Source organism: Vreelandella halophila, assembly GCF_019903425.1.
Lineage (GTDB): Bacteria > Pseudomonadota > Gammaproteobacteria > Pseudomonadales > Oleiphilaceae > Halospina > Halospina halophila.
This window is the reverse complement of the sequence record NZ_JACHUZ010000013.1, coordinates 22,846-42,417: the sequence shown is the minus strand read 5'-3', so window position 1 is coordinate 42,417 and position 19,572 is coordinate 22,846. Positions and strand designations below refer to the sequence as shown.

The following is a 19,572-nucleotide window of genomic DNA, read 5'->3' as shown; positions in this document are numbered from 1 at the left end:
TTCGGAGGCAGGATTGGGACGTTCCAAAAGCAGTGACCGCTGGCTGCGCGAGCACCACCAGGACCCCTACGTGAACCGCTCACGGGAGGAGGGGTACCGCTCCCGTGCCAGTTACAAGCTGATCGAGATCGACCGCAAGGACGGGCTTTTCCGGCGCGGCCAGACCGTGGTTGATCTGGGTGCTGCGCCCGGCGGCTGGTCCCAGGTGGCTGCTGAAAGGGTTGGCGAGAGCGGTACCGTGCTCGCCAGCGATATCCTGCCGATGGATCCGATTCCGGACGTGACCTTTGTCCAGGGCGACTTCACCGAGCAGGCGGTTCTGGATGAACTGCTGGCCAGGCTCAATGGTCGCCCAGTGGACCTTGTCATTTCCGATATGGCGCCCAATATGAGTGGGGTGGCGGCCATTGATATCCCCAGTGCCATGCATCTGGTGGAACTGGGGCTGGAAATGGCGCACGAGGTGCTGCGCCCGGGGGGTGCTTTTGTGACAAAGGTGTTCCAGGGTGAGGGATTTGATGACCTGCTTCGTACAATGAAGCGGGACTTTCAGCGGGTGGCCAGTCGCAAGCCGGATGCCTCGAGGGGCCGCTCGCGTGAACAGTATCAGGTGTGTACCGGGTTCCGTGGCCGTTAAGGCCCGTTAAGGGAACCGGGCGGCTATGGCCGCTGACCGGCGCATTGGTGTAAGGTTTGAATCAGGACCGTTCGAGTTCGGAACGGGCAGACAGTATGGGTGAGCGATCTTGAACGACATGGCAAAAAATCTGGTTCTGTGGCTGGTCATCGCAGCCGTTCTGCTGATGGTATTCCAGAACTTCAGCCCGGAACCGCAGCAGCAACAGCTCAACTATTCCCAGTTCATCGAAATGGTGCGTAGTGGTCAGGTCGAGGAAGTGACCATCGAAGGCCAGACCATTACCGGTGCACGGCAGAACGGGGAGAACTTCACCACCATCCGGCCGGCCGTCGAGGACCCCAACCTGATGGACGACCTCTACAACAACAATGTGGAGGTGACGGGCAAGGAATCCTCCGGCCAGAGTATCTGGACGCAGCTGCTGGTGGCCTCTTTCCCGATCCTGATCATCATCGCGATCTTCATCTTCTTCATGCGCCAGATGCAGGGCGGTGCCGGTGGCGGCAAGGGGCCCATGTCCTTCGGCAAGAGCAAGGCCCGCCTGATGAGTGAGGAGCAGATCAAGACCAGCTTCAGCGATGTGGCCGGGGTGGATGAGGCCAAGGAGGACGTTAAGGAGCTGGTGGATTTCCTTAAGGATCCCAGCAAGTTCCAGCGGCTGGGCGGCCATATTCCCAAGGGCGTGCTCATGGTCGGACCGCCCGGTACCGGTAAGACGCTGCTTGCCAAGGCCATTGCCGGTGAGGCTGGGGTGCCGTTCTTCTCCATCTCAGGCTCGGACTTTGTTGAGATGTTCGTGGGCGTGGGTGCTTCGCGGGTCCGTGACATGTTCGAGCAGGCCAAGAAGCAGAGCCCGTGCATCATCTTCATCGATGAGCTCGATGCGGTCGGCCGCCATCGTGGTGCCGGCATGGGCGGTGGCCATGACGAGCGCGAGCAGACCCTGAACCAGATGCTGGTCGAGATGGACGGCTTCGAGGGCAACGAGGGCGTGATCGTGATCGCGGCCACCAACCGCCCGGACGTGCTGGACCCGGCGCTGCTGCGCCCGGGGCGCTTTGACCGCCAGGTGGTGGTCCCGCTGCCGGATATCCGCGGTCGGGAGCAGGTGCTCAAGGTCCACCTCTCCAAGGTACCGCTCGCGGATGGGGTGGAGCCCAAAAACATTGCGCGTGGTACGCCCGGTTTCTCCGGTGCGGATCTGGAAAACCTCGTCAACGAGGCAGCCCTGTTTGCCGCACGCCGCAACAAGCGGCTGGTATCCATGGACGAGCTGGAGCTGGCCAAGGACAAGATCATGATGGGCTCCGAGCGCAAGTCCATGGTCATGTCCGAGAAGGAAAAACTCAACACGGCCAACCACGAGTCCGGCCACGCCATCGTGGGGCGGCTGATGCCCGAGCATGACCCGGTCTACAAGGTCAGCATCATCCCGCGCGGCCGGGCCCTTGGCGTGACCATGTTCCTCCCGGAAGAGGACAAGTACAGCCACAGCCGGCGCTACATCATCAGCCAGATCTGCAGTCTCTTCGGTGGCCGTATTGCCGAGGAACTGACGCTGGGCAAGGACGGTGTCACCACTGGTGCCCAGAACGACATCAAGCGCGCCACCGAACTGTCCCGGAACATGGTCACCAAGTGGGGCCTGTCCGATAAGCTGGGCCCGCTGATGTACGACGAGGACCGCGATGAGCCCTTCGCCGGGTACGATTCCGGCTCCGGCAGCAAGGGAGTTTCCGGGCCCACGGCGCAGGCCATTGACGAAGAGACGCGCCGAATTATCGATGAGTGCTATGAAACCGCCAAGCAGATCCTTGTGGACAACATGGAGAAGCTGCATCTTATGGCGGACGCACTGATGAAGTACGAAACCATCGATGCCGGTCAGATTGATGACATCATGGCGGGCAAGGTGCCACGGCCGCCGAGCAGTTGGGACGATGATGACGATCACGGCGGTGACACCGTTGTGGCCGACATCAATGCCGGCTCCGGGTCCGAGGCGTCGGACGGTGAAGGAACGGGTCATCCTGCCGGTGAACACTGAAAGCCCGACCCTCTGTGGTCTGAGCGCTCCCGGGTCAGTCCCGGGAGCGTTTTTCGTTGTGGGGAGCAGTCATGACCATCCTGTCTGAGAAGACACCGTCACCCGCCGTCATGGGGGTGATCAACGCCACTCCGGATTCGTTTTCGGACGGTGGCCGCTTCATCGTTCCGGAAAACGCTGTTGCGCAGGCCAGGGCGATGGTCGAAGCCGGGGTGGACTGGGTGGACGTTGGTGGCGAATCGACCCGTCCTGGCGCCAGACCGGTTCCCCTGCAGGAGGAGCTGGACCGGGTCTGCCCGGTTATCGAGGCGATCCGTCGCGATCTGGATGTGCCCATCTCCCTGGATACCAGTGCCCCCGAGGTGATGCGTGAAGGGGCTCGGCTGGGCATCAGCATGATCAACGATGTACGCTCGCTGGAGCGGGAAGGCGCTGTGGCGGCGGCGCGTGACACGGGGCTCCCGGTCTGCATCATGCATCGTCAGGGTGAGCCGGAAACCATGCAGGATCGGCCCGAGTACAGTAACGTTCTGGAGGAGGTGCTGGGGTATCTGGACCGTCGCGCCGCGGAGCTCCAGGAGGCGGGTATTGCCGGCGATCGACTGCTCTACGACCCGGGCTTTGGTTTCGGCAAGACGCTGGAGCACAACCTGATCCTGCTTGAAAACCTGGAGGCCATTGTCGCCCGTGGGTGGCCTGTGCTGGTGGGAATGTCACGCAAGAGCATGATCGGCGGTGTTACCGGTCGACCGGTTGAGGACCGCATGCCAGGCAGTGTGGCGGCTGCGACCATGGCGATGATGAAGGGGGCCGCGATCGTGCGTGTGCACGATGTGCAGGAAACGGTGGACGCCGCGCGTATGGTGCGTGCGGCGCGGGAACAGGGCACTCTCCGGGAATAGAACAGGAACGGGAACCGAATCATGGGTGAACGCAGGTATTTCGGAACGGACGGTATTCGCGGGGAAGTGGGGGTTCATCCGATATCCCCGGACTTCATCCTCAAGCTGGGGTGGGCGGCCGGTCGGGCCTTTCGCCGCGAGGGACAGGCCAACACCATGCTGATCGGCAAGGACACCCGCCTGTCCGGTTACATGTTCGAGTCAGCGCTCGAGGCAGGCCTGTCCGCCGCCGGCATGGATGTGCGCCTGCTGGGCCCCATGCCCACGCCCGCCATCGCCTATCTCACGCGTACCTTCCGGGCAGCGGCGGGCATTGTCATCAGTGCCTCCCACAACCCGCACCATGATAATGGCATCAAGTTCTTCTCGGCGGATGGCACCAAGCTCGGTGATGCGCTTGAGACACGTATTGAGCAGTGGATCGACTCGGAGCTTGCGGTGGTCCCCGCCGCGGATCTGGGCAAGGCGGCCCGTATCGATGATGCCCCGGGTCGCTATGTCGAGTTCTGCAAGAGCACCGTTCCGGGCCAGTTCAGTCTGGAGGGGCTTCATCTGGTGGTCGACTGCGCCAATGGCGCCACCTATCACGTGGCGCCGGCGGTATTCCGCGAGCTGGGCGCCCGGGTAACGGCCATGGGAGCGGAGCCGGATGGCCTCAACATCAACGACGGCTGCGGCTCCACATCTCCGGAGTCCATGCGCCAGCGTGTGCTTGAGATCGGCGCGGATCTCGGCATCGCCTTTGATGGTGACGGCGACCGGGTGATCATGGTCGATCACACTGGCCGCGAGGTGGACGGCGATGAGCTGCTCTACATCATCGCCCGTGAGCGCCACGATGCCGGCGGTCTTGATGGCGGTGTCGTGGGAACGCTTATGACGAACCTGGGCGTTGAGCTGGCTCTGGGCCGGCGCGGCATTCCCTTCGCCCGAGCCAAGGTTGGTGACCGCTATGTGATGGAAGAGCTGGTGAATCGCCGGTGGCAGATCGGTGGTGAGGGGTCCGGGCATATCGTCTGTCGGGACCGCACCACCACCGGCGATGGCATCGTCTCGGCCCTGCAGGTGCTGGTGGCCATGCATCAGCGCGAATGCGGGCTGGCAGAGCTGCTCTCGGATGTCACCCGCCTGCCCCAGGAGACGGTCAATGTGCGCGTCGGCCAGCGTTTCAATCCGGACGACAGTGAAGGCATCCAGTCGGCGGTGCGCGCCGCCGAGTCCGAGCTGGGCGAGCGCGGCCGGATCCTGCTGAGGGCCTCCGGCACCGAGCCGGTAATACGGGTTATGGCCGAAGGCGAGGACGCGGACCATATCGGGCGTGTGGCCCGTGAGCTGGCGGAGGTGGTGCAGCGGGAGGCGCCCTGAGCTTCCTTGCGCGGCAGAGGCATCTTGGGTATAGTGCCGCGTCCCTGAAAAACGGCTTCTTGTATGCGACGTCGGCTGATAGCAGCAAACTGGAAACTCAACGGGACAGGCGCTTTTGCGGCGGAATACGCGGCAGAGCTGGTGCCTGCTCTGGAAGGACTGGACCCAGCCGTTGAAGTGGCGGTGATGCCTCCGGCTATCCTGCTCCCGGCGTTGCGTGAGTCGCTGAACGAGAATAGCGGTCGCAGGGTCATGGTGGGCGTCCAGGATGTCTCCGCCTGGGAGGCGGGTGCCTATACCGGCGAGATTGCGGCCTCGATGGCGGCGGACCAGCATGGCAGCTTTGCCATCATTGGGCACTCGGAGCGCCGGCAGTACTGGTCCGAGTCTGATGGCCGCATCAATGCCAAGGTGCTCCAGGCGTTGAGCGCGGGTCTCGATCCCATTCTCTGTGTGGGCGAGACGGAAGCCGAGCGCGAAGCCGGAGACACCGAGGCTGTGGTGGCGCGCCAGGTTCGTGCGGCACTGACGGACGTTCCGGAATCGGATTGGCGTCATGTCTGTGTTGCCTACGAACCGGTCTGGGCCATCGGGACCGGGAAAAGTGCGACTGCTGAGCAGGCGCAGGCGGTACACGCGCACATCCGCGGGGTGCTGGAAGAGCTGGACCCCGCGGCGGCCGAAGCGCCGGTCATCTACGGTGGCAGCGTCAAGCCCGATACGGCTGGCGAACTGTTTGCACAGCCCGACATCGATGGCGGTCTTATCGGCGGCGCATCCCTGAATGCGACCGATTTTGCCGCCATCTGTCGGGCCGGTTGAGAGACGGAATTATGGATTGGGTTGAAACAGGCATTCTGCTGGTACATGTGGCTGTTGCCGTGGCCCTGGTGGTGCTGGTGCTGCTGCAGCAGGGCAAGGGTGCTGACGCCGGTGCGGCTTTCGGGGGTGGATCCTCCCAGACCGTGTTCGGCAGCTCCGGGGGCGTGGGTTTCATGGTCAAGCTCACCGCAGTGCTGGCAGCGCTGTTCTTCGTGACCAGCTTTGCGCTGGCGATGTACGCCAAGCAGCGGGCCGAGGTCGGCGTCCAGGATGGCGTGCCGACGGTCGAAGAATCCTCCTCGACCTCCGGGCAGCAGGGCGGCCAGGAAAGCGGCAGCCAGGCACCGGACATTGCCTCTGACAGCGGCGCCGATGGGGCCGAATCAGGCAGCGGGGATCAGGAAAGCGGTGAGAGTGAGGGCGAAGAGGTCCCCTCCATCGAATAAACCCCTTGTGGGTATTGGAAATGCCGGGGCTGTCCGTTAGTATACGCTCCGGAAATGACATGCCGAAGTGGTGGAATTGGTAGACACGCTAGCTTGAGGGGTTAGTGGCGCAAGCCGTGCCGGTTCAAGTCCGGCCTTCGGCACCATACAGGGAACGGCTTGGAAGGGGTGGCGCTGCTTTCCTCGACCAAGCCGTTTTTTTGGTCAGTCCTTGACCAGTCAGGGGGTGGTGCTTATACTTCCGCCCCTGTGCGGCGCGCATTGTGCGCTGCTAAGGCATTGTTTCGGCAGGCACCGGAGCAATGCGCGGGGTGGCATCACCAGCCCGCGGCATCCTTCAGGGATGCCAGGCCGCCGGAGAGGCGGCTGGCTTTTCGTTCGGTGGCTCCGCAGACCGGAGGCCACGTTTTGAAAAGGGGCTGGTTAGAGCCCTTTTTTTGTTTCTGGACTCCGCCAAACGGGCGGGTCCAGTGGTTGCATGACAGCGGAGGCGCATTGTCCGCGAAGGTTCGCAAGCTTGAGGAAATGCTGGCCCCCGTGGTCGAGGGGCTGGGATTCGTGTTCTGGGGCATTGAATACCTGGCCCAGGGCAAGCACACCACGGTAAGGGTCTATATCGATCACGCCGACGGCGTCACCGTGGATGACTGCGAGCAGGTCAGTCGCCAGGTCAGCGGCGTTCTGGATGTCGAGGACCCGATCGGAACCAACTATACCCTCGAGGTTTCCTCACCGGGCATGGACCGGCCGCTGTTCAGGCTGGACCAGTACCATGATTTCATTGGTTCCAGGTTGAGCGTGCGCCTGAGCGCGCCCTTTGAAGGGCGGCGCAAGTACGAGGGCATCCTGCGCGCGGTCGAGGGTGAGGAAATCTGTCTGGTGGTCGGCGAATACGAGCTCCAGCTCCCGTTCGAATCCATCGAGAGCGCGCGCATTGTTCCGGTATTCGAGTGATTTGCAGTATCAGGCTTACAGGAAAGGCAGGGCTGTTCAATGAATAAAGAAATCCTGATGGTGGTCGAGGCCGTCTCGAACGAGAAGGACGTCGACAAGGACGTCATCTTCGAAGCGATCGAGATGGCGCTGGCAACAGCGGCCAAGAAGCGGTATGAGGATGAGGAAGCGGATCTGCGCGTCAGTGTTGACCGCAAGACCGGTGAGTACGAGACCTATCGCCGCTGGACCATCGTGGACAACGACGCGGTTCCGGCCCTGGGCACGGAACTGACGCTCCAGGAAGCCAACGAGATCGATATGTCCCTGCAGCCTGGTGATGTCTACGAGGAGCAGGTGGAGTCGGTCTCCTTCGGGCGCATCGGCGCCCAGGCCGCCAAGCAGATCATTTTCCAGAAGGTGCGCGAAGCTGAACGTGCCCGGGTGGTCGACAGCTACCGCGACCGGGTGGGTGAACTGATCTCCGGCTCGGTCAAGAAGGTGACACGGGACAACGTCATCGTGGATCTCGGCAGTAACGCCGAAGCCCTGCTGCCGCGTGACCAGCTGATCCCGCGCGAGACCTTCCGCATGGGCGACCGGGTGCGTGCGCTGCTCAAGGAGATCCGCACCGATCATCGCGGCCCGCAGCTGATCTTGAGCCGGACAAGCCCGCAGATGCTGATTGAGCTGTTCCGCATCGAGGTGCCCGAGATTGCCGAGGAGCTGATCAACATCAAGGGTGCCGCGCGCGATCCGGGCTCCCGCGCCAAGATCGCCGTCAAGACCAACGACGGGCGCATCGACCCTGTCGGCGCCTGCGTCGGCATGCGCGGCGCCCGTGTCCAGGCGGTCTCCAACGAGCTGGGCGGCGAACGCGTCGACATCGTAACCTTTGATGACAACCCGGCACAGCTGGTCATCAATGCCATGGCACCGGCCGAAGTGGTCTCCATCGTGATCGATGAGGACACCCACTCAATGGAAGTGGCCGTAGCCGAGGATAATCTTGCCCAGGCTATCGGCCGTGGCGGCCAGAACGTGCGCCTCGCCAGCGAGCTCACCGGCTGGGAGCTTAATGTCATGACTGAGAGCGAGGCGGAAGAGAAACAGGAACAGGAGGCGCAGAAGCTGGTCGAACACTTTCAGCGCTTCCTGGATGCGGACGAGGAACTCGCCCAGGTGCTGGTGGAAGAAGGCTTCACCACGCTTGAGGAAATCGCCTACGTGCCGCGCGATGAGATGCTGGCCATCGAAGGCTTCGATGAGGATCTGGTCGAGGCGCTGCGCGAACGTGCCCGGGATGGCATGCTGAACGAGGCGCTCGCGTCGGGGACCGAGAGCCAGGAAGGCGGCGAACCCCAGGAAGATCTGCTCGGGATGGATGGTATGGATCCCGAACTGGCCCAGACGCTTGCCGGCAAGGGCATCTGCAGTATGGAAGACCTGGCGGAGCAGTCCGTGGATGAGCTACTCGACATCGAGGGTATGGATGAGGATCGCGCGGGTCAGCTCATCATGACCGCGCGCGCACCCTGGTTCGAGGGCCAGGAATAATCGGGAGAGGAGGACCAGTATGGCCGAAGTAACAGTCAAGCAATTGGCCGAAGACGTAGGCGCTCCCGTTGATCGCTTGCTCCGTCAGTTTGAGGAAGCGGGCCTGAGCAAGCGGGCGGAAGACGATGTGGTTACGGACGAGGAAAAGCAGACCCTGCTTGCCTACCTGCGCCAGGGTACTGGCGGCGAGAGTGGGCCGAGCAAGGTAACGCTCAAGCGCCGTACCACGACCCAGCTCCGGACCGGCGGTGGCAGCCGCGGTGGCAGTGGCAAGACCGTTAACGTGGAAGTGCGCAAGAAACGCACCTACGTGAAGCGCTCGGAAGCCCAGGGTCAGCCGGAGAGCGAAGCGGAACAGCAGGCGGAAGAAGCGGCGGCTGAAGCGCAGGCCCAGGAGGCCCCGCAGGCTGAAGAGGCTGCCGCTGAGCAGGCCGCGGAAGCAGCGGAAGCCACCCAGGCTGCCGAGCCGGAAGCGGAAGCTGCGGAAGCCGCCGAGAGTGAACCGGCGGCGGAAGAGGCTGCTGCCGAGGAACCAGCGCCTGCTCCCGAGCCGGTGAAGGAAGACACGCGCAAGCATGCCAGAAAGAAGAAAGGCAAGCCGGAACGCGACGACGACGAAGATAAGCACAAGAACAAGGGCGGCAAGGCGGCTCAGAAAGGGCCCAAGAAGCCGCGTGTTGAGGAAGAGCTGGCTGAGCTGGACGCACCGGAGGCTGAAGCCGAGCCCGAAGAAGCTGCCGCTGCACCGGAAGAGCCGCGCAAGCCGCTGCGCTCCTCCCGCCGCAAGAAGCAGCAGCGTGAAAAGCGCCATGTTTTTGAAAAGCCGACCAAGCCCAAGGTGCATGAAGTGGAAATTCCGGAAACCATCACGGTCGCTGAGCTCGCCCAGCGCATGGCCGTCAAGGCAGGCGAGGTCATCAAGACCCTGATGGGAATGGGCGTCATGGCCACCATCAACCAGGCCCTGGATCAGGAAACAGCGATTCTTGTGGTCGAGGAAATGGGGCACAAGGCCAAGTCGGTCCGTGAGGACGAGATCGAAGAGGAAGTCCTCAGCGATATCGAATACGAGGGTGAAGCCGAGGCGCGTGCGCCGGTCATCAGTGTCATGGGGCACGTTGACCACGGCAAGACCTCGCTGCTCGACTACATCCGCAAGACCAAGGTGGCCAGTGGCGAATCCGGCGGTATCACCCAGCACATCGGTGCCTACCACGTTGAGACCGGCCACGGCATGATCACCTTCCTGGATACGCCCGGCCACGCGGCGTTCTCCGAGATGCGTGCCCGTGGCGCCCAGTCCACGGATATCGTCATCCTGGTTGTGGCGGCTGACGACGGTGTCATGCCCCAGACCAAGGAAGCGGTCCAGCACGCCCGGGCCGCCGGCGTACCGCTGGTGATTGCCGTGAACAAGATGGACAAGCCCCAGGCGGACCCGGACCGGGTCAAGAACGAGCTGGTGGGTATGGAAGTGGTCCCCGAGGAATGGGGCGGCGAGACCCAGTTCGTGCATGTCTCCGCCGAGACCGGCGATGGCATCGACAACCTGCTGGAGGCGATCCTGCTGCAGGCTGAACTGCAGGAGCTCACGGCCGTGCCCAATGGGCCGGCCAAGGGTACCGTGGTTGAGTCGAGCATGGAGAAGGGCCGCGGCTCCGTGGCAACCCTGCTGGTCCAGAACGGAACCATGCACAAGGGCGATGTCATTGTTGCCGGCATGTACTATGGCCGCATCCGCGCCATGGTGGATGAGACGGGTAAGCATATTGAGACGGCGGGCCCCTCCATTCCGGTAGAGGTGCTTGGCCTCAACGGCACGCCGAACGCCGGTGACGAATTCGTGCGCGTGGCGGACGAGAAGAAGGCCAAGGAACTGGCCGAGTTCCGTCAGGAGAAAGAGCGCGAGCAGCGCCTCCACCGCCAGCAGGCCGCCAAGCTCGAGAACCTGTTCGAGAATATGGGCAAGGAAGAGGTCAAGACCCTCAACGTCATCGTCAAGGCCGATGTGCAGGGGTCCCTGGAGGCTCTTACCGGTGCCCTGCAGGATCTGGGCAACGAGGAAGTGGAGGTCCAGGTGGTCTCCAGTGGTGTGGGCGGTATCACCGAGTCCGACATCAACCTGGCCATCACCAGCAGCTCTGTGGTCTTCGGCTTCAACGTCCGCGCCACCCCGGCCGCCAAGAAGCAGGCGGAGCAGGAAGAAGTGGACATGCGCTACTACAGCGTCATCTACAACCTGATTGATGACGTCAAGGCGGCGCTGACCGGCATGCTCAAGCCTGAGTTCCGCGAGGAGATCCTGGGGATCGCGGAAGTACGCGACACCTTCCGTTCCCCGCGCTTCGGCCAGGTTGCCGGCTGCATGGTCACCGAGGGCCACGTCTACCGGAACAAGCCCATCCGTGTACTGCGTGACAACGTGGTGATCTTCGAGGGTGAGCTCCAGTCCCTGCGCCGCTTCAAGGACGACGTCAACGAAGTGCGCAATGGCATGGAGTGCGGTATCGGCGTGAAGGGCTACGACGTGAAGGTCGGTGACCAGATCGAGGTCTTCGAACGGATTCAGGTTGAGCGCAAGCTCAACTGATCGGGAGTACTCATGCCGCGTGAATTCAGTCGTGCCGATCGGGTTGCCGACCAGATCCAGCGGGAGCTGGCGCAGCTGATCCAGCGGGAGGTCAAGGACCCCCGCCTGGGTATGATCAACATCAGTGAAGTGCGGGTGACCCGGGACTTCGGTTACGCGGACATCTACATCACGCTGCTGAGCACCGAGGAACTGGACGAGAACAGCGAAGAGGTCCAGACCAGCCTGGAGGTGCTTCAGCGCGCCTCCGGCTTCCTGCGTGGGCATCTGGGTAAATCCATGCGTCTGCGCGTGGTGCCCCAGCTGCGTTTCCGTTTCGATCGGCTTGCCGGCCAGAGTCGCCACATGGAATCACTGATCCGCAAGGCGGTGGCCAGTGACGAAAGCCGGCACGGCGGGGATGACCCGGAGGACGGGGGCGGAGTTTGAGCCGCAGGCGTCGCGGGGACGACATCAACGGCGTACTGGTGCTCGACAAGCCGGCGGGGATGACCTCCAACGCTGCACTCCAGCAGGTCCGGCGTCTTCTCAATGCCGCCCGGGCCGGGCACACCGGTGCCCTGGACCCGCTTGCAACGGGCGTTCTGCCGCTCTGCTTCGGGGAGGCGACCAAGTTCGCCCAGCGCCTGCTGGAAGCGGACAAGACCTACCGTACCGTGGCCCGACTCGGCCAGCGCACAAATACCAGTGATGCGGATGGCGAGACCGTCCAGGAGAGGGCGCTGCCATCAGCCCTGGATACAGAAGCCGTGGAGTCCGTTCTGGCACCCTTCCGGGGGGCAATCGAACAGGTGCCCTCCATGTACTCCGCCCTCAAGTACCAGGGCCGGCCACTCTACGAGTACGCCCGGGAGGGGCGGACTGTCCCCCGGGAAGCACGCCCGGTACGCATTGAGGAGCTGACGGTGCTGCGGCTTGAAGGGGATGAACTGGAGCTGCGTGTGCGCTGCAGCAAGGGGACCTACATCCGGACACTGGTGGATGATATCGGCGAGGCCCTGGGCTGTGGCGCCCATGTGGCCGAGCTGCGCCGGGAGCAGGCCGGGCCCTTTGAACTGGCCCAGGCCCTGACGCTGGACGATCTTGAGGCCATGGGCCGGCAGGCAGTCCGTGAGCGGCTGCAGTCACCGGATGTGCTGCTTGCGGACCTGCCGGCGACTGTTCTGGACGGGCCCGGAGCCGTATCGATTTCCAACGGTCAGGCTGTTACCATATCGCCCTCTGAATCGGCGGTTGATGGCCTCTGTCGACTGTACGATCCGGATGGACGCTTCCTCGGCCTTGCAGAAGGCGCGGGGGAGGCCATAAGGCCCCGACGGCTGATGCGTACCGGGGCCCAGTAAGCAATACGGTCGGGCTGTAGATATGCGCGGTCCGCTCCGTTCCCATTCAAGGCATATTCAGGAGAAATCAGAGCATGGCACTGACCAACGAAGAAAAGCAGAAGATCGTCAACGATTACCAGCGCGCCGAGGGCGACACCGGTTCCCCCGAAGTACAGATCGCGCTTCTGACGCACAACATCGTGAAGCTGCAGGATCACTTCAAGGACAACAAGCAGGATCACCACTCGCGCCGCGGGCTGATCCGGATGGTCAACCAGCGCCGCAAGCTACTGGACTACCTCAAGCGCAAGAACGCGGATCGCTACGTTGAGATGATCCGCAGCCTTGAGCTCAGGCGCTAACGGTCAAAACATCCTCGGCCAGACCCTCGGGTCTGGCCGTTTTGGTTCTGAACAACGCACGTCTGGAAAGGAGCAACTGTGAATCCAGTCAAGAAAACCTTCGAATTCGCAGGGTCCACCGTTACCCTCGAGACCGGTCGCATCGCGCGGCAGGCCACAAGCGCCGTCCTGGTTACCATGGACGACACCTCCGTTCTTGTTACCGTCATGGCGGACAAGGAACCGAGCCCGATGCCGTTCTTCCCGCTGGCGGTTCACTACGTGGAAAAGACCTACGCCGTGGGCAAGATTCCGGGTGGCTTCCTCAAGAGGGAAGGGCCTCTCTCGGAAAAGGAAACCCTCACCTCGCGCCTGATCGACCGGCCCATCCGGCCGCTGTTCAAGGACGGGTTCAAGCACGAAACCCAGGTGATCTGCACCGTCATGTCCTCGAACAAGAACGTGGACCCGGACATCCCCGCGATGATTGGCGCCTCCGCTGCGCTGTCCATCTCAGGGCTGCCCTTTGAAGGCCCTATCGGTGGCGCACGTGTTGGCTTCACCGATGAGGACGGCTACTTCCTGAACCCGACCTACGAGAAGCTCGAAGAGAGCCGCCTCAACATGGTCGTGGCCGGCACCAAGGATGCCGTGCTGATGGTCGAATCCGAAGCGGACCGCCTGACCGAGGACCAGATGCTGGGCGCGGTGCTTTTCGCCCACAACGAGATGCAGACTGCGATCCAGGGCATCAATGAGTTCGTTGAGGATGTGAAGCCGACTTCCTGGAACTGGGAAGCCGAGCCCGAGAAGACCGAGCTGAAGAACCGCATCAAGGAGCAGTTCGGCAGCGAGATTGAGGCCGCCTACCAGGTCAAGGACAAGCTTGAGCGCCAGGAGACACTGGGCGAGCTGAAAAACCGTGTGCTCGAAGCACTGGCGTCTGACGAAGAAGGTGGCGAACCCACCGAGAATGACGTGAAGGAATACTTTGGCAAGGTCGAGAAGGAAATCGTGCGTGGGCGCATCCTGCGTAACGAGCCGCGTATCGACGGACGTGACAACAACACGGTGCGCCCCATCGATGTGGAGGTCGGGCTGCTGCCCAATGCCCACGGTTCGGCGTTGTTCACCCGTGGCGAAACCCAGGCGATCGTGACTACGACTCTGGGCACCGCCCGGGATGCCAAGATTGTGGATTCCCTCAAGGGCGAGAGCCGCGACCCCTTCCTGTTCCATTACAACTTCCCGTCCTACTCCGTGGGCGAGACCGGTCGCATGGGTCCCCCGGGGCGCCGTGAGATCGGCCATGGCCGGCTGGCGCGCCGTGGTGTTCAGGCGATCATGCCCAAGCATGATGATTTCCCCTACACCATCCGCTGTGTCTCCGAGATCACCGAGTCCAACGGCTCCAGCTCCATGGCTTCCGTCTGCGGCAGCAGCCTGGCGCTGATGGACGCCGGCGTACCGGTGAAGTCGCCGGTGGGCGGCATCGCCATGGGCCTGGTGAAGGAGGGCGAGGATTTCGCCGTTCTGACCGACATCCTGGGTGACGAGGACCATCTCGGCGACATGGACTTCAAGGTGGCGGGTACACCGGAAGCGGTCACCGCCCTGCAGATGGACATCAAGATCGCCGGCATCACCGAGGAGATCATGGAGATCGCCCTGCAGCGCGCCTATGAGGCCCGCCAGCACATTCTGGGTGAGATGGCGAAGGTGATTTCCGAGTCGCGTGCGGACGTAGCGAACAACGCGCCGAAGATGCACACCATGCACATCGACTCCGAGAAGATCCGGGACGTGATCGGCAAGGGTGGCGCCACCATCCGCTCGCTCTGCGAGGAGACCGGTGCGTCCATCGACATCGAGGACGATGGTACGGTCAAGATCTACGCGGAGAACTCCGAGCAGGTCGAGAAGGCCACTTTCCGCATCATGGAGCTGACCGCGGATGTGGAAGTAGGTCGGGTCTATCGCGGCCGGGTTGAGCGCATCGTGGACTTCGGTGCCTTCGTCAATCTGCTGCCGGGTAAGGACGGTCTGGTGCACATCAGCCAGATCGCCGACCGCCGCATCGAGACCGTGCGTGAAGAGCTCACTGAAGGCCAGGAAGTGCTGGTCAAGGTGCTGGACGTGGACCAGCGTGGTCGCGTCAAGCTCAGCATGAAGGAAGTAGCCGGTGACGAAGAGCCGGTGGACTTCCGCCTGCCCGGCGAGGGCTGATCGCCGGCGCATGTGCCGACAGGCACGTGGAGAAAGAGGGGTGGCTGCGGCCGCCCCTTTTTGTGTGGGCATCAACCGCGCATAAAAAAGGCCACCGCGTGGGTGGCCAATGGGCTCTACTCAGATGACAGGAATTCTGAGGATCGGATGCGCCGCAACCGATACTTCCCAGTTTAGTTCCCACAGCTCAGGGCGCTATAGCGGTTTGTCCGTATACGTCAGTGCGCCCTCCGTCGCGGCGAATCCTCAAAACAGACCCGGTACACGTCCGTGTATTCTTTCGCGAAGTGCACTTCCATACCTTCCTTCAGATAGTCCGGAAGTTCCTCGTAATCCCCCCGGTTGGCCTCGGGAAGGATCAGGGTGTGGATCTTCTGGCGCCGCGCGGCGATCACTTTCTCGCGTATGCCGCCTACTGCCAGTACCTGCCCGGTCAATGTCAGTTCCCCGGTCATGGCCAGCGTCTTGTGGGGCGCCTCGTTGCGCGCCAGTGACAGCAGTGCCGTGGCCATGGTCACGCCGGCACTGGGGCCGTCCTTGGGCGTGGCCCCTTCCGGTACGTGCAGGTGGATGTACGACTGGTCGAAGAATTCCGGATCCCCCTTGTACTGCTTCAGGTGGGACGAGACGAAACTGTGTGCAATGGAGGCGGACTCCTTCATCACATCGCCGAGCTGGCCGGTGAGCTTGAAGCCGCGGTTCTGGCTGTGGATGCGTGACGCCTCAACGCCCAGGGTGGCCCCGCCCATGGCGGTCCAGGCCAGGCCGGTCACCACACCCACACCGCGCAGAGCTTTCTCCTTGCGGAACAGGGGCTGGCCGAGGTAATCCGGCAGGTCCTTCACGCCCACCCGGATCGGGCTCTGCTCCGCCTCTTCGCTCTCAACCATGCGCACGATGCCCTTGCGCACGATCTTGTGCAGCTGTTTCTCCAGATTGCGCACACCGGCCTCGCGCGCATAGCCCTCGACCACCTGGCGAATGGCCCCATCAGTGATGTCCAGCTGCTTCTTCTTCAGGCCGGCCCTCTTCAGCAGCTTGGGCAGCAGGTGGTGCTTGGCGATGTCCACCTTCTCATCCGTGATGTAGCCGGAGAGCCGGATGGTGTCCATGCGGTCCAGCAGCGCCTGGGGGATGGTGTCCAGCTGGTTGGCGGTGCAGATGAACAGCACCTTGGAAAGATCGACGCGCAGGTCGAGGTAATGGTCCAGGAATTCGCTGTTCTGTTCCGGATCCAGGCTTTCCAGAAGCGCCGAGGCCGGGTCGCCCATGAAGGAGTTGCCGATCTTGTCGATCTCGTCGAGCATGATCACAGGGTTGTTGGTGCCCACTTCTTTGAGCGCCTGCACGAACTTGCCCGGCATGGCCCCGATGTAGGTGCGCCGGTGGCCCTTGATTTCGGCCTCGTCGCGCATACCGCCCAGCGAGAAGCGGTAGAACTCACGGCCCAGGGCGCTGGCCACGGACTTGCCGATGGAGGTTTTGCCGACCCCCGGGGGACCCACCAGCAGCAGGATGGAGCCGGAGATCTCGCCCTTGAAGGTGCCCTCGGCCAGGAACTCCAGGATGCGGTCCTTGATGTCGTCGAGCCCGTCATGGTCTCGGTTGAGTACCCGCCGGGCCTCCTTGAGGTCCAGCTTGTCCTGGGAGTGCTGGCCCCAGGGCATCTGGGTCAGCCAGTCCAGGTAGTTGCGGGTGGTGCCGTATTCCGGGGACCCCTGCTCGAGCACCTGGAACTTGCCGATCTCGTCCTCGAAGCGCTCCTGTACGTTCTCCGGAGGGATCTTGTCCGCCATGCGTTCGCGGAACATGTCCACGTCCGCTGTCTTGTCGTCCTTGGCAATGCCCAGTTCGCGCTGGATGATCTTGAGCTGTTCGCGCAGGAAGAATTCGCGCTGGTGTTTCTGCACGCGCTCGTTCACCTCCTCGGTGATCTCTGCCTGCATCTGGGCCACTTCGTGTTCCTTGCGAAGCAGCAGAAGGACCTTCTCCAGCCGGTTCAGCAGCGGCACAGTATTGAGTATGTCCTGCAGCTCCGGGCCGCGGGCACTGGTGATGGCGGCGCCAAAGTCTGCCAGTGGTGAGCTGTCATCCGGCCCGAAGCGGGAGAGGTAGTGCTTCACCTCCTCGCCGTAGAGCGGGTTGGTGCGCAGCAGCTCCTTGATGGAACTGATGATGGCCAGGGTGTAGGCCTTGACCTGCTCGTGGTCCTCGGCCGGTTCCTCGGGGTAGCTGACCTCTGCCAGGTACGGGGGCTCCCGGCGCAGCCAGTGATCGATGCGGAAGCGGCGGATGCCCTGGGCAATGAACTGGACCTTGCCGTCCTCGCGGTGGACGTGATGAACGCGCACCGCACAGCCCATGGTGGCCAGCTGCTCGGGGGCGGGGAGGTCCTCGTCATTCCCGCTCTCGCCGGCTTCGTTCTCCACAAAGCAAAGCCCCACCGTCATGTGGCTGGTGTTTTCCAGCCGCTGGAGGGTTTCATCCCAGGGGTCCTGGTTCAGAACCACGGGCTGCACCTGGGCCGGCAGGAAGGGCCGGCCGGAGAGCGGCATGATGTAGATCCGCTTCGGGAGCACCTGATAGGGCAGGGCGAGACCACTGCCACTGCCGCCCTGGCCATTACCGTTGTCATCCCTGCCGATGTATTCGATTGCGTCGCTGTCCGTCATGGTCCCCCTTCCAGTCACCAAACATCACTGCTCCCGCAGACATGATGTCTGAATTCCGCAAATCAAGGGGGCGGGCCGGGTTGAACAACCCCTTCCGGATCCCCATCTAGGCGGACAGTAAGGACCACCGCCAATACAGGATCCAGCACTATGAGCAATTCCGAGTTCGTTTTTGATGCCACACTCGAGAACTTCCAGCAGAAGGTGCTGGAAGCGTCCATGAACACGACGGTGGTGATTGATGTCTGGGCGGAGTGGTGCCAGCCCTGCAAACAGCTGACGCCCATTCTGGAGAAACTGGCCGAGGAGTACCGGGGTGCCTTCGTGCTGGCAAAGGTCAACGCCGAGGAGCAGCAGGAACTGGCGGGGCATTTGGGAGTGCAGAGCCTGCCCAACGTCAAGATCGTGAAGCAGGGTCAGCTCCTGGATGAGTTCAATGGGGCGCTGCCGGAGGGCGAGATCCGGCAGAAGCTGGATCAGCACGTGGATGCGCCGCCGGAAACCGATCAGGAGAAGGCCAAGCACTTGTGGTCCGAGGGGCAGCTTGAGGAAGCTGAGGCCGTGCTGATCCGGATGAACCAGCAGAACCCTCAGGATTACGACGTGCTGATCGACCTCGCGCGCCTGCGGATGGAGCAGGGGCAGACCGAGGAAGCGCGTGCGATCTATGAAGGTCTGCCCGGGGAAGAACGCCTCAAGCCCGGCGCCAAGCAGCTGGAGGCGCGATTTGAATTCGAGGAGCAGGCCCGGGATATTCCGCCCGTGGCGGAGCTTCAGGACCGCGTGAAAGAGGATCCCTCAGACGTGGCCGCGATGAACCAGCTGGCGACCCACGGCATCCTTGCTGGTGACTATGAGGCTGCCATGGAGCTCCTCCTGAAATCGGTGCAGACCGAGAAGGATTTCGGAGACGGTGCCGCCAAGAACACCCTCATTAAGCTTTTTGATCTGCTGGGCAACGAGAACCAACTGGTGAGGCAGTATCGGCGGCGGCTTTTCGCCATGATGTACTGAGCACGTTCTCAGGGCCTTCAGGTTCCATTCTGCTGCTTGTCATGCCTTCTTAAAGCGCCTATCTTTTCGGGAGCCCCGTCCGAGAGAAGAGGGGGTAGGGGGTCCGATCACGTTGTGGTCGGTCTGCTATCAAGGAAGTGAACAAACAAGTGGAGATTCAAGATGAGGAAAACACTGTTGGCCGCAGCACTGGTCGCAACCTCTTTCGGCGCCCAGGCAAGTGCACCTGGCGGTTCCGGTTGTGGCTGGGGCAACATGCTGTTTGAAGGCAATGACGGCATGCCGATGCACGTCCTGGCAACGCTGGTGAATGGCACCTCCGGCAACCGTACCTTCGGCATCACCTCCGGCACCAACGGCTGTGATACCAGTGGCGCGCTGTCTTATCACGGCGAAAACATGCTGGCCCAGGCGGGTGTCATGGAAGAAGTGGCGCAGGACATGGCCGTGGGCGATGGCGAGGCTCTGACAGCGCTTTCCGTATCCATGGGCATTCCGGCCGAAGAGCGTGATCATTTCAAGAAGACCATGCACGAGAACTTCAGCACCATCTTCCCGAGCGAAGACGTGACCGCTGAAGAAGTCATGGCCAACATCCAGAAAGTCATGAACCAGGACAAGCAGCTGGCCAGCCTCAGCTGATTGCCTCACCATACCGCCGTCCGGCCCCGTGCCGGGCGGTTGTTCCTCCC

The 19,572-nt window shown here is 62.6% G+C and carries 16 protein-coding genes and 1 tRNA gene; 16 read left to right on the top strand and 1 reads right to left on the bottom strand.

Annotation, left to right across the window (positions count from 1 at the left end):
* Positions 1–13 precede the first annotated feature (13 nt).
* The 14 genes from rlmE (at position 14) to pnp (ending at position 15,194) form a co-directional block, all read left to right on the top strand.
* Positions 14–637 carry a 23S rRNA (uridine(2552)-2'-O)-methyltransferase RlmE gene (gene rlmE, locus H4I92_RS04400; protein WP_077529455.1) on the top strand — a complete coding sequence of 208 codons (624 nt, stop codon included), beginning with the start codon at positions 14–16 and terminating at the stop codon, positions 635–637.
* A 109-nt stretch (positions 638–746) separates the two neighbouring features.
* A complete protein-coding gene (gene ftsH, locus H4I92_RS04395; RefSeq protein WP_218668141.1) occupies positions 747–2,687 on the top strand; it encodes an ATP-dependent zinc metalloprotease FtsH in 1,941 nt (646 codons plus the stop codon).
* 71 nt (positions 2,688–2,758) lie between these two features.
* The gene (gene folP, locus H4I92_RS04390; protein WP_077529453.1) at positions 2,759–3,589 is read left to right on the top strand and encodes a dihydropteroate synthase; all 831 of its coding nucleotides are present in this window, start codon (positions 2,759–2,761) and stop codon (positions 3,587–3,589) included.
* A 21-nt stretch (positions 3,590–3,610) separates the two neighbouring features.
* On the top strand, positions 3,611–4,954 hold the full coding sequence (gene glmM, locus H4I92_RS04385; RefSeq protein ID WP_077529452.1) for a phosphoglucosamine mutase: 1,344 nt from the start codon (positions 3,611–3,613) through the stop codon (positions 4,952–4,954).
* 63 nt (positions 4,955–5,017) lie between these two features.
* The gene (gene tpiA / locus H4I92_RS04380; RefSeq protein WP_077529451.1) at positions 5,018–5,776 is read left to right on the top strand and encodes a triose-phosphate isomerase; all 759 of its coding nucleotides are present in this window, start codon (positions 5,018–5,020) and stop codon (positions 5,774–5,776) included.
* An 11-nt stretch (positions 5,777–5,787) separates the two neighbouring features.
* Positions 5,788–6,222: a preprotein translocase subunit SecG gene (secG, locus tag H4I92_RS04375; RefSeq protein ID WP_077529450.1), complete on the top strand. Its 435-nt coding sequence runs from the start codon at positions 5,788–5,790 to the stop codon at positions 6,220–6,222.
* A 61-nt stretch (positions 6,223–6,283) separates the two neighbouring features.
* A tRNA-Leu gene (locus H4I92_RS04370) sits at positions 6,284–6,368 on the top strand.
* A gap of 349 nt (positions 6,369–6,717) precedes the next feature.
* Positions 6,718–7,176 (top strand): ribosome maturation factor RimP, encoded by a 459-nt coding sequence (gene rimP, locus H4I92_RS04365; protein ID WP_077529449.1) that lies wholly within the window; start codon positions 6,718–6,720, stop codon positions 7,174–7,176.
* Positions 7,177–7,215: 39 nt separating this feature from the next.
* Entirely contained in the window at positions 7,216–8,712 is a 1,497-nt protein-coding gene (gene nusA / locus H4I92_RS04360; protein ID WP_077529448.1) for a transcription termination factor NusA, read from the top strand.
* Between the two features lie 19 nt (positions 8,713–8,731).
* A complete protein-coding gene (infB, locus tag H4I92_RS04355; RefSeq protein ID WP_077529447.1) occupies positions 8,732–11,302 on the top strand; it encodes a translation initiation factor IF-2 in 2,571 nt (856 codons plus the stop codon).
* 12 nt (positions 11,303–11,314) lie between these two features.
* Positions 11,315–11,731 (top strand): 30S ribosome-binding factor RbfA, encoded by a 417-nt coding sequence (rbfA, locus tag H4I92_RS04350; protein ID WP_077529446.1) that lies wholly within the window; start codon positions 11,315–11,317, stop codon positions 11,729–11,731.
* Entirely contained in the window at positions 11,728–12,645 is a 918-nt protein-coding gene (truB, locus tag H4I92_RS04345) for a tRNA pseudouridine(55) synthase TruB (protein WP_077529445.1), read from the top strand. Before rbfA ends, truB begins: the two co-directional genes overlap by 4 nt.
* Positions 12,646–12,719: 74 nt before the next feature.
* On the top strand, positions 12,720–12,989 hold the full coding sequence (rpsO, locus tag H4I92_RS04340) for a 30S ribosomal protein S15 (protein WP_077529444.1): 270 nt from the start codon (positions 12,720–12,722) through the stop codon (positions 12,987–12,989).
* Between the two features lie 78 nt (positions 12,990–13,067).
* A complete protein-coding gene (gene pnp / locus H4I92_RS04335; RefSeq protein ID WP_077529443.1) occupies positions 13,068–15,194 on the top strand; it encodes a polyribonucleotide nucleotidyltransferase in 2,127 nt (708 codons plus the stop codon).
* 218 nt (positions 15,195–15,412) lie between these two features.
* On the opposite strand, the gene lon is transcribed toward pnp, so the two are convergent.
* A complete protein-coding gene (gene lon, locus H4I92_RS04330; protein WP_077529442.1) occupies positions 15,413–17,866 on the bottom strand; it encodes an endopeptidase La in 2,454 nt (817 codons plus the stop codon).
* Positions 17,867–18,016: 150 nt separating this feature from the next.
* On the opposite strand from lon, the gene H4I92_RS04325 reads away from it, so the two are divergent.
* Entirely contained in the window at positions 18,017–18,880 is an 864-nt protein-coding gene (locus tag H4I92_RS04325; RefSeq protein ID WP_077529441.1) for a thioredoxin family protein, read from the top strand.
* Positions 18,881–19,042: 162 nt separating this feature from the next.
* Positions 19,043–19,522, top strand: a complete 480-nt coding sequence (locus H4I92_RS04320; protein ID WP_077529440.1) for a DUF3015 domain-containing protein — start codon at positions 19,043–19,045, stop codon at positions 19,520–19,522.
* Positions 19,523–19,572: the final 50 nt, after the last annotated feature.

Bases quoted from the DNA above. Each gene is read 5' to 3' on its own strand.
- secG (WP_077529450.1), top strand. From the start codon at position 5,788: ATGGATTGGGTTGAAACAGGCATTCTGCTGGTACATGTGGCTGTTGCC.
- glmM (WP_077529452.1), top strand. From the start codon at position 3,611: ATGGGTGAACGCAGGTATTTCGGAACGGACGGTATTCGCGGGGAAGTG.
- tpiA (WP_077529451.1), top strand. From the start codon at position 5,018: ATGCGACGTCGGCTGATAGCAGCAAACTGGAAACTCAACGGGACAGGC.
- H4I92_RS04320 (WP_077529440.1), top strand. From the start codon at position 19,043: ATGAGGAAAACACTGTTGGCCGCAGCACTGGTCGCAACCTCTTTCGGC.
- rpsO (WP_077529444.1), top strand. From the start codon at position 12,720: ATGGCACTGACCAACGAAGAAAAGCAGAAGATCGTCAACGATTACCAG.
- nusA (WP_077529448.1), top strand. From the start codon at position 7,216: ATGAATAAAGAAATCCTGATGGTGGTCGAGGCCGTCTCGAACGAGAAG.
- folP (WP_077529453.1), top strand. From the start codon at position 2,759: ATGACCATCCTGTCTGAGAAGACACCGTCACCCGCCGTCATGGGGGTG.
- lon (WP_077529442.1), bottom strand. From the start codon at position 17,866: ATGACGGACAGCGACGCAATCGAATACATCGGCAGGGATGACAACGGT.
- infB (WP_077529447.1), top strand. From the start codon at position 8,732: ATGGCCGAAGTAACAGTCAAGCAATTGGCCGAAGACGTAGGCGCTCCC.
- H4I92_RS04325 (WP_077529441.1), top strand. From the start codon at position 18,017: ATGAGCAATTCCGAGTTCGTTTTTGATGCCACACTCGAGAACTTCCAG.
- rbfA (WP_077529446.1), top strand. From the start codon at position 11,315: ATGCCGCGTGAATTCAGTCGTGCCGATCGGGTTGCCGACCAGATCCAG.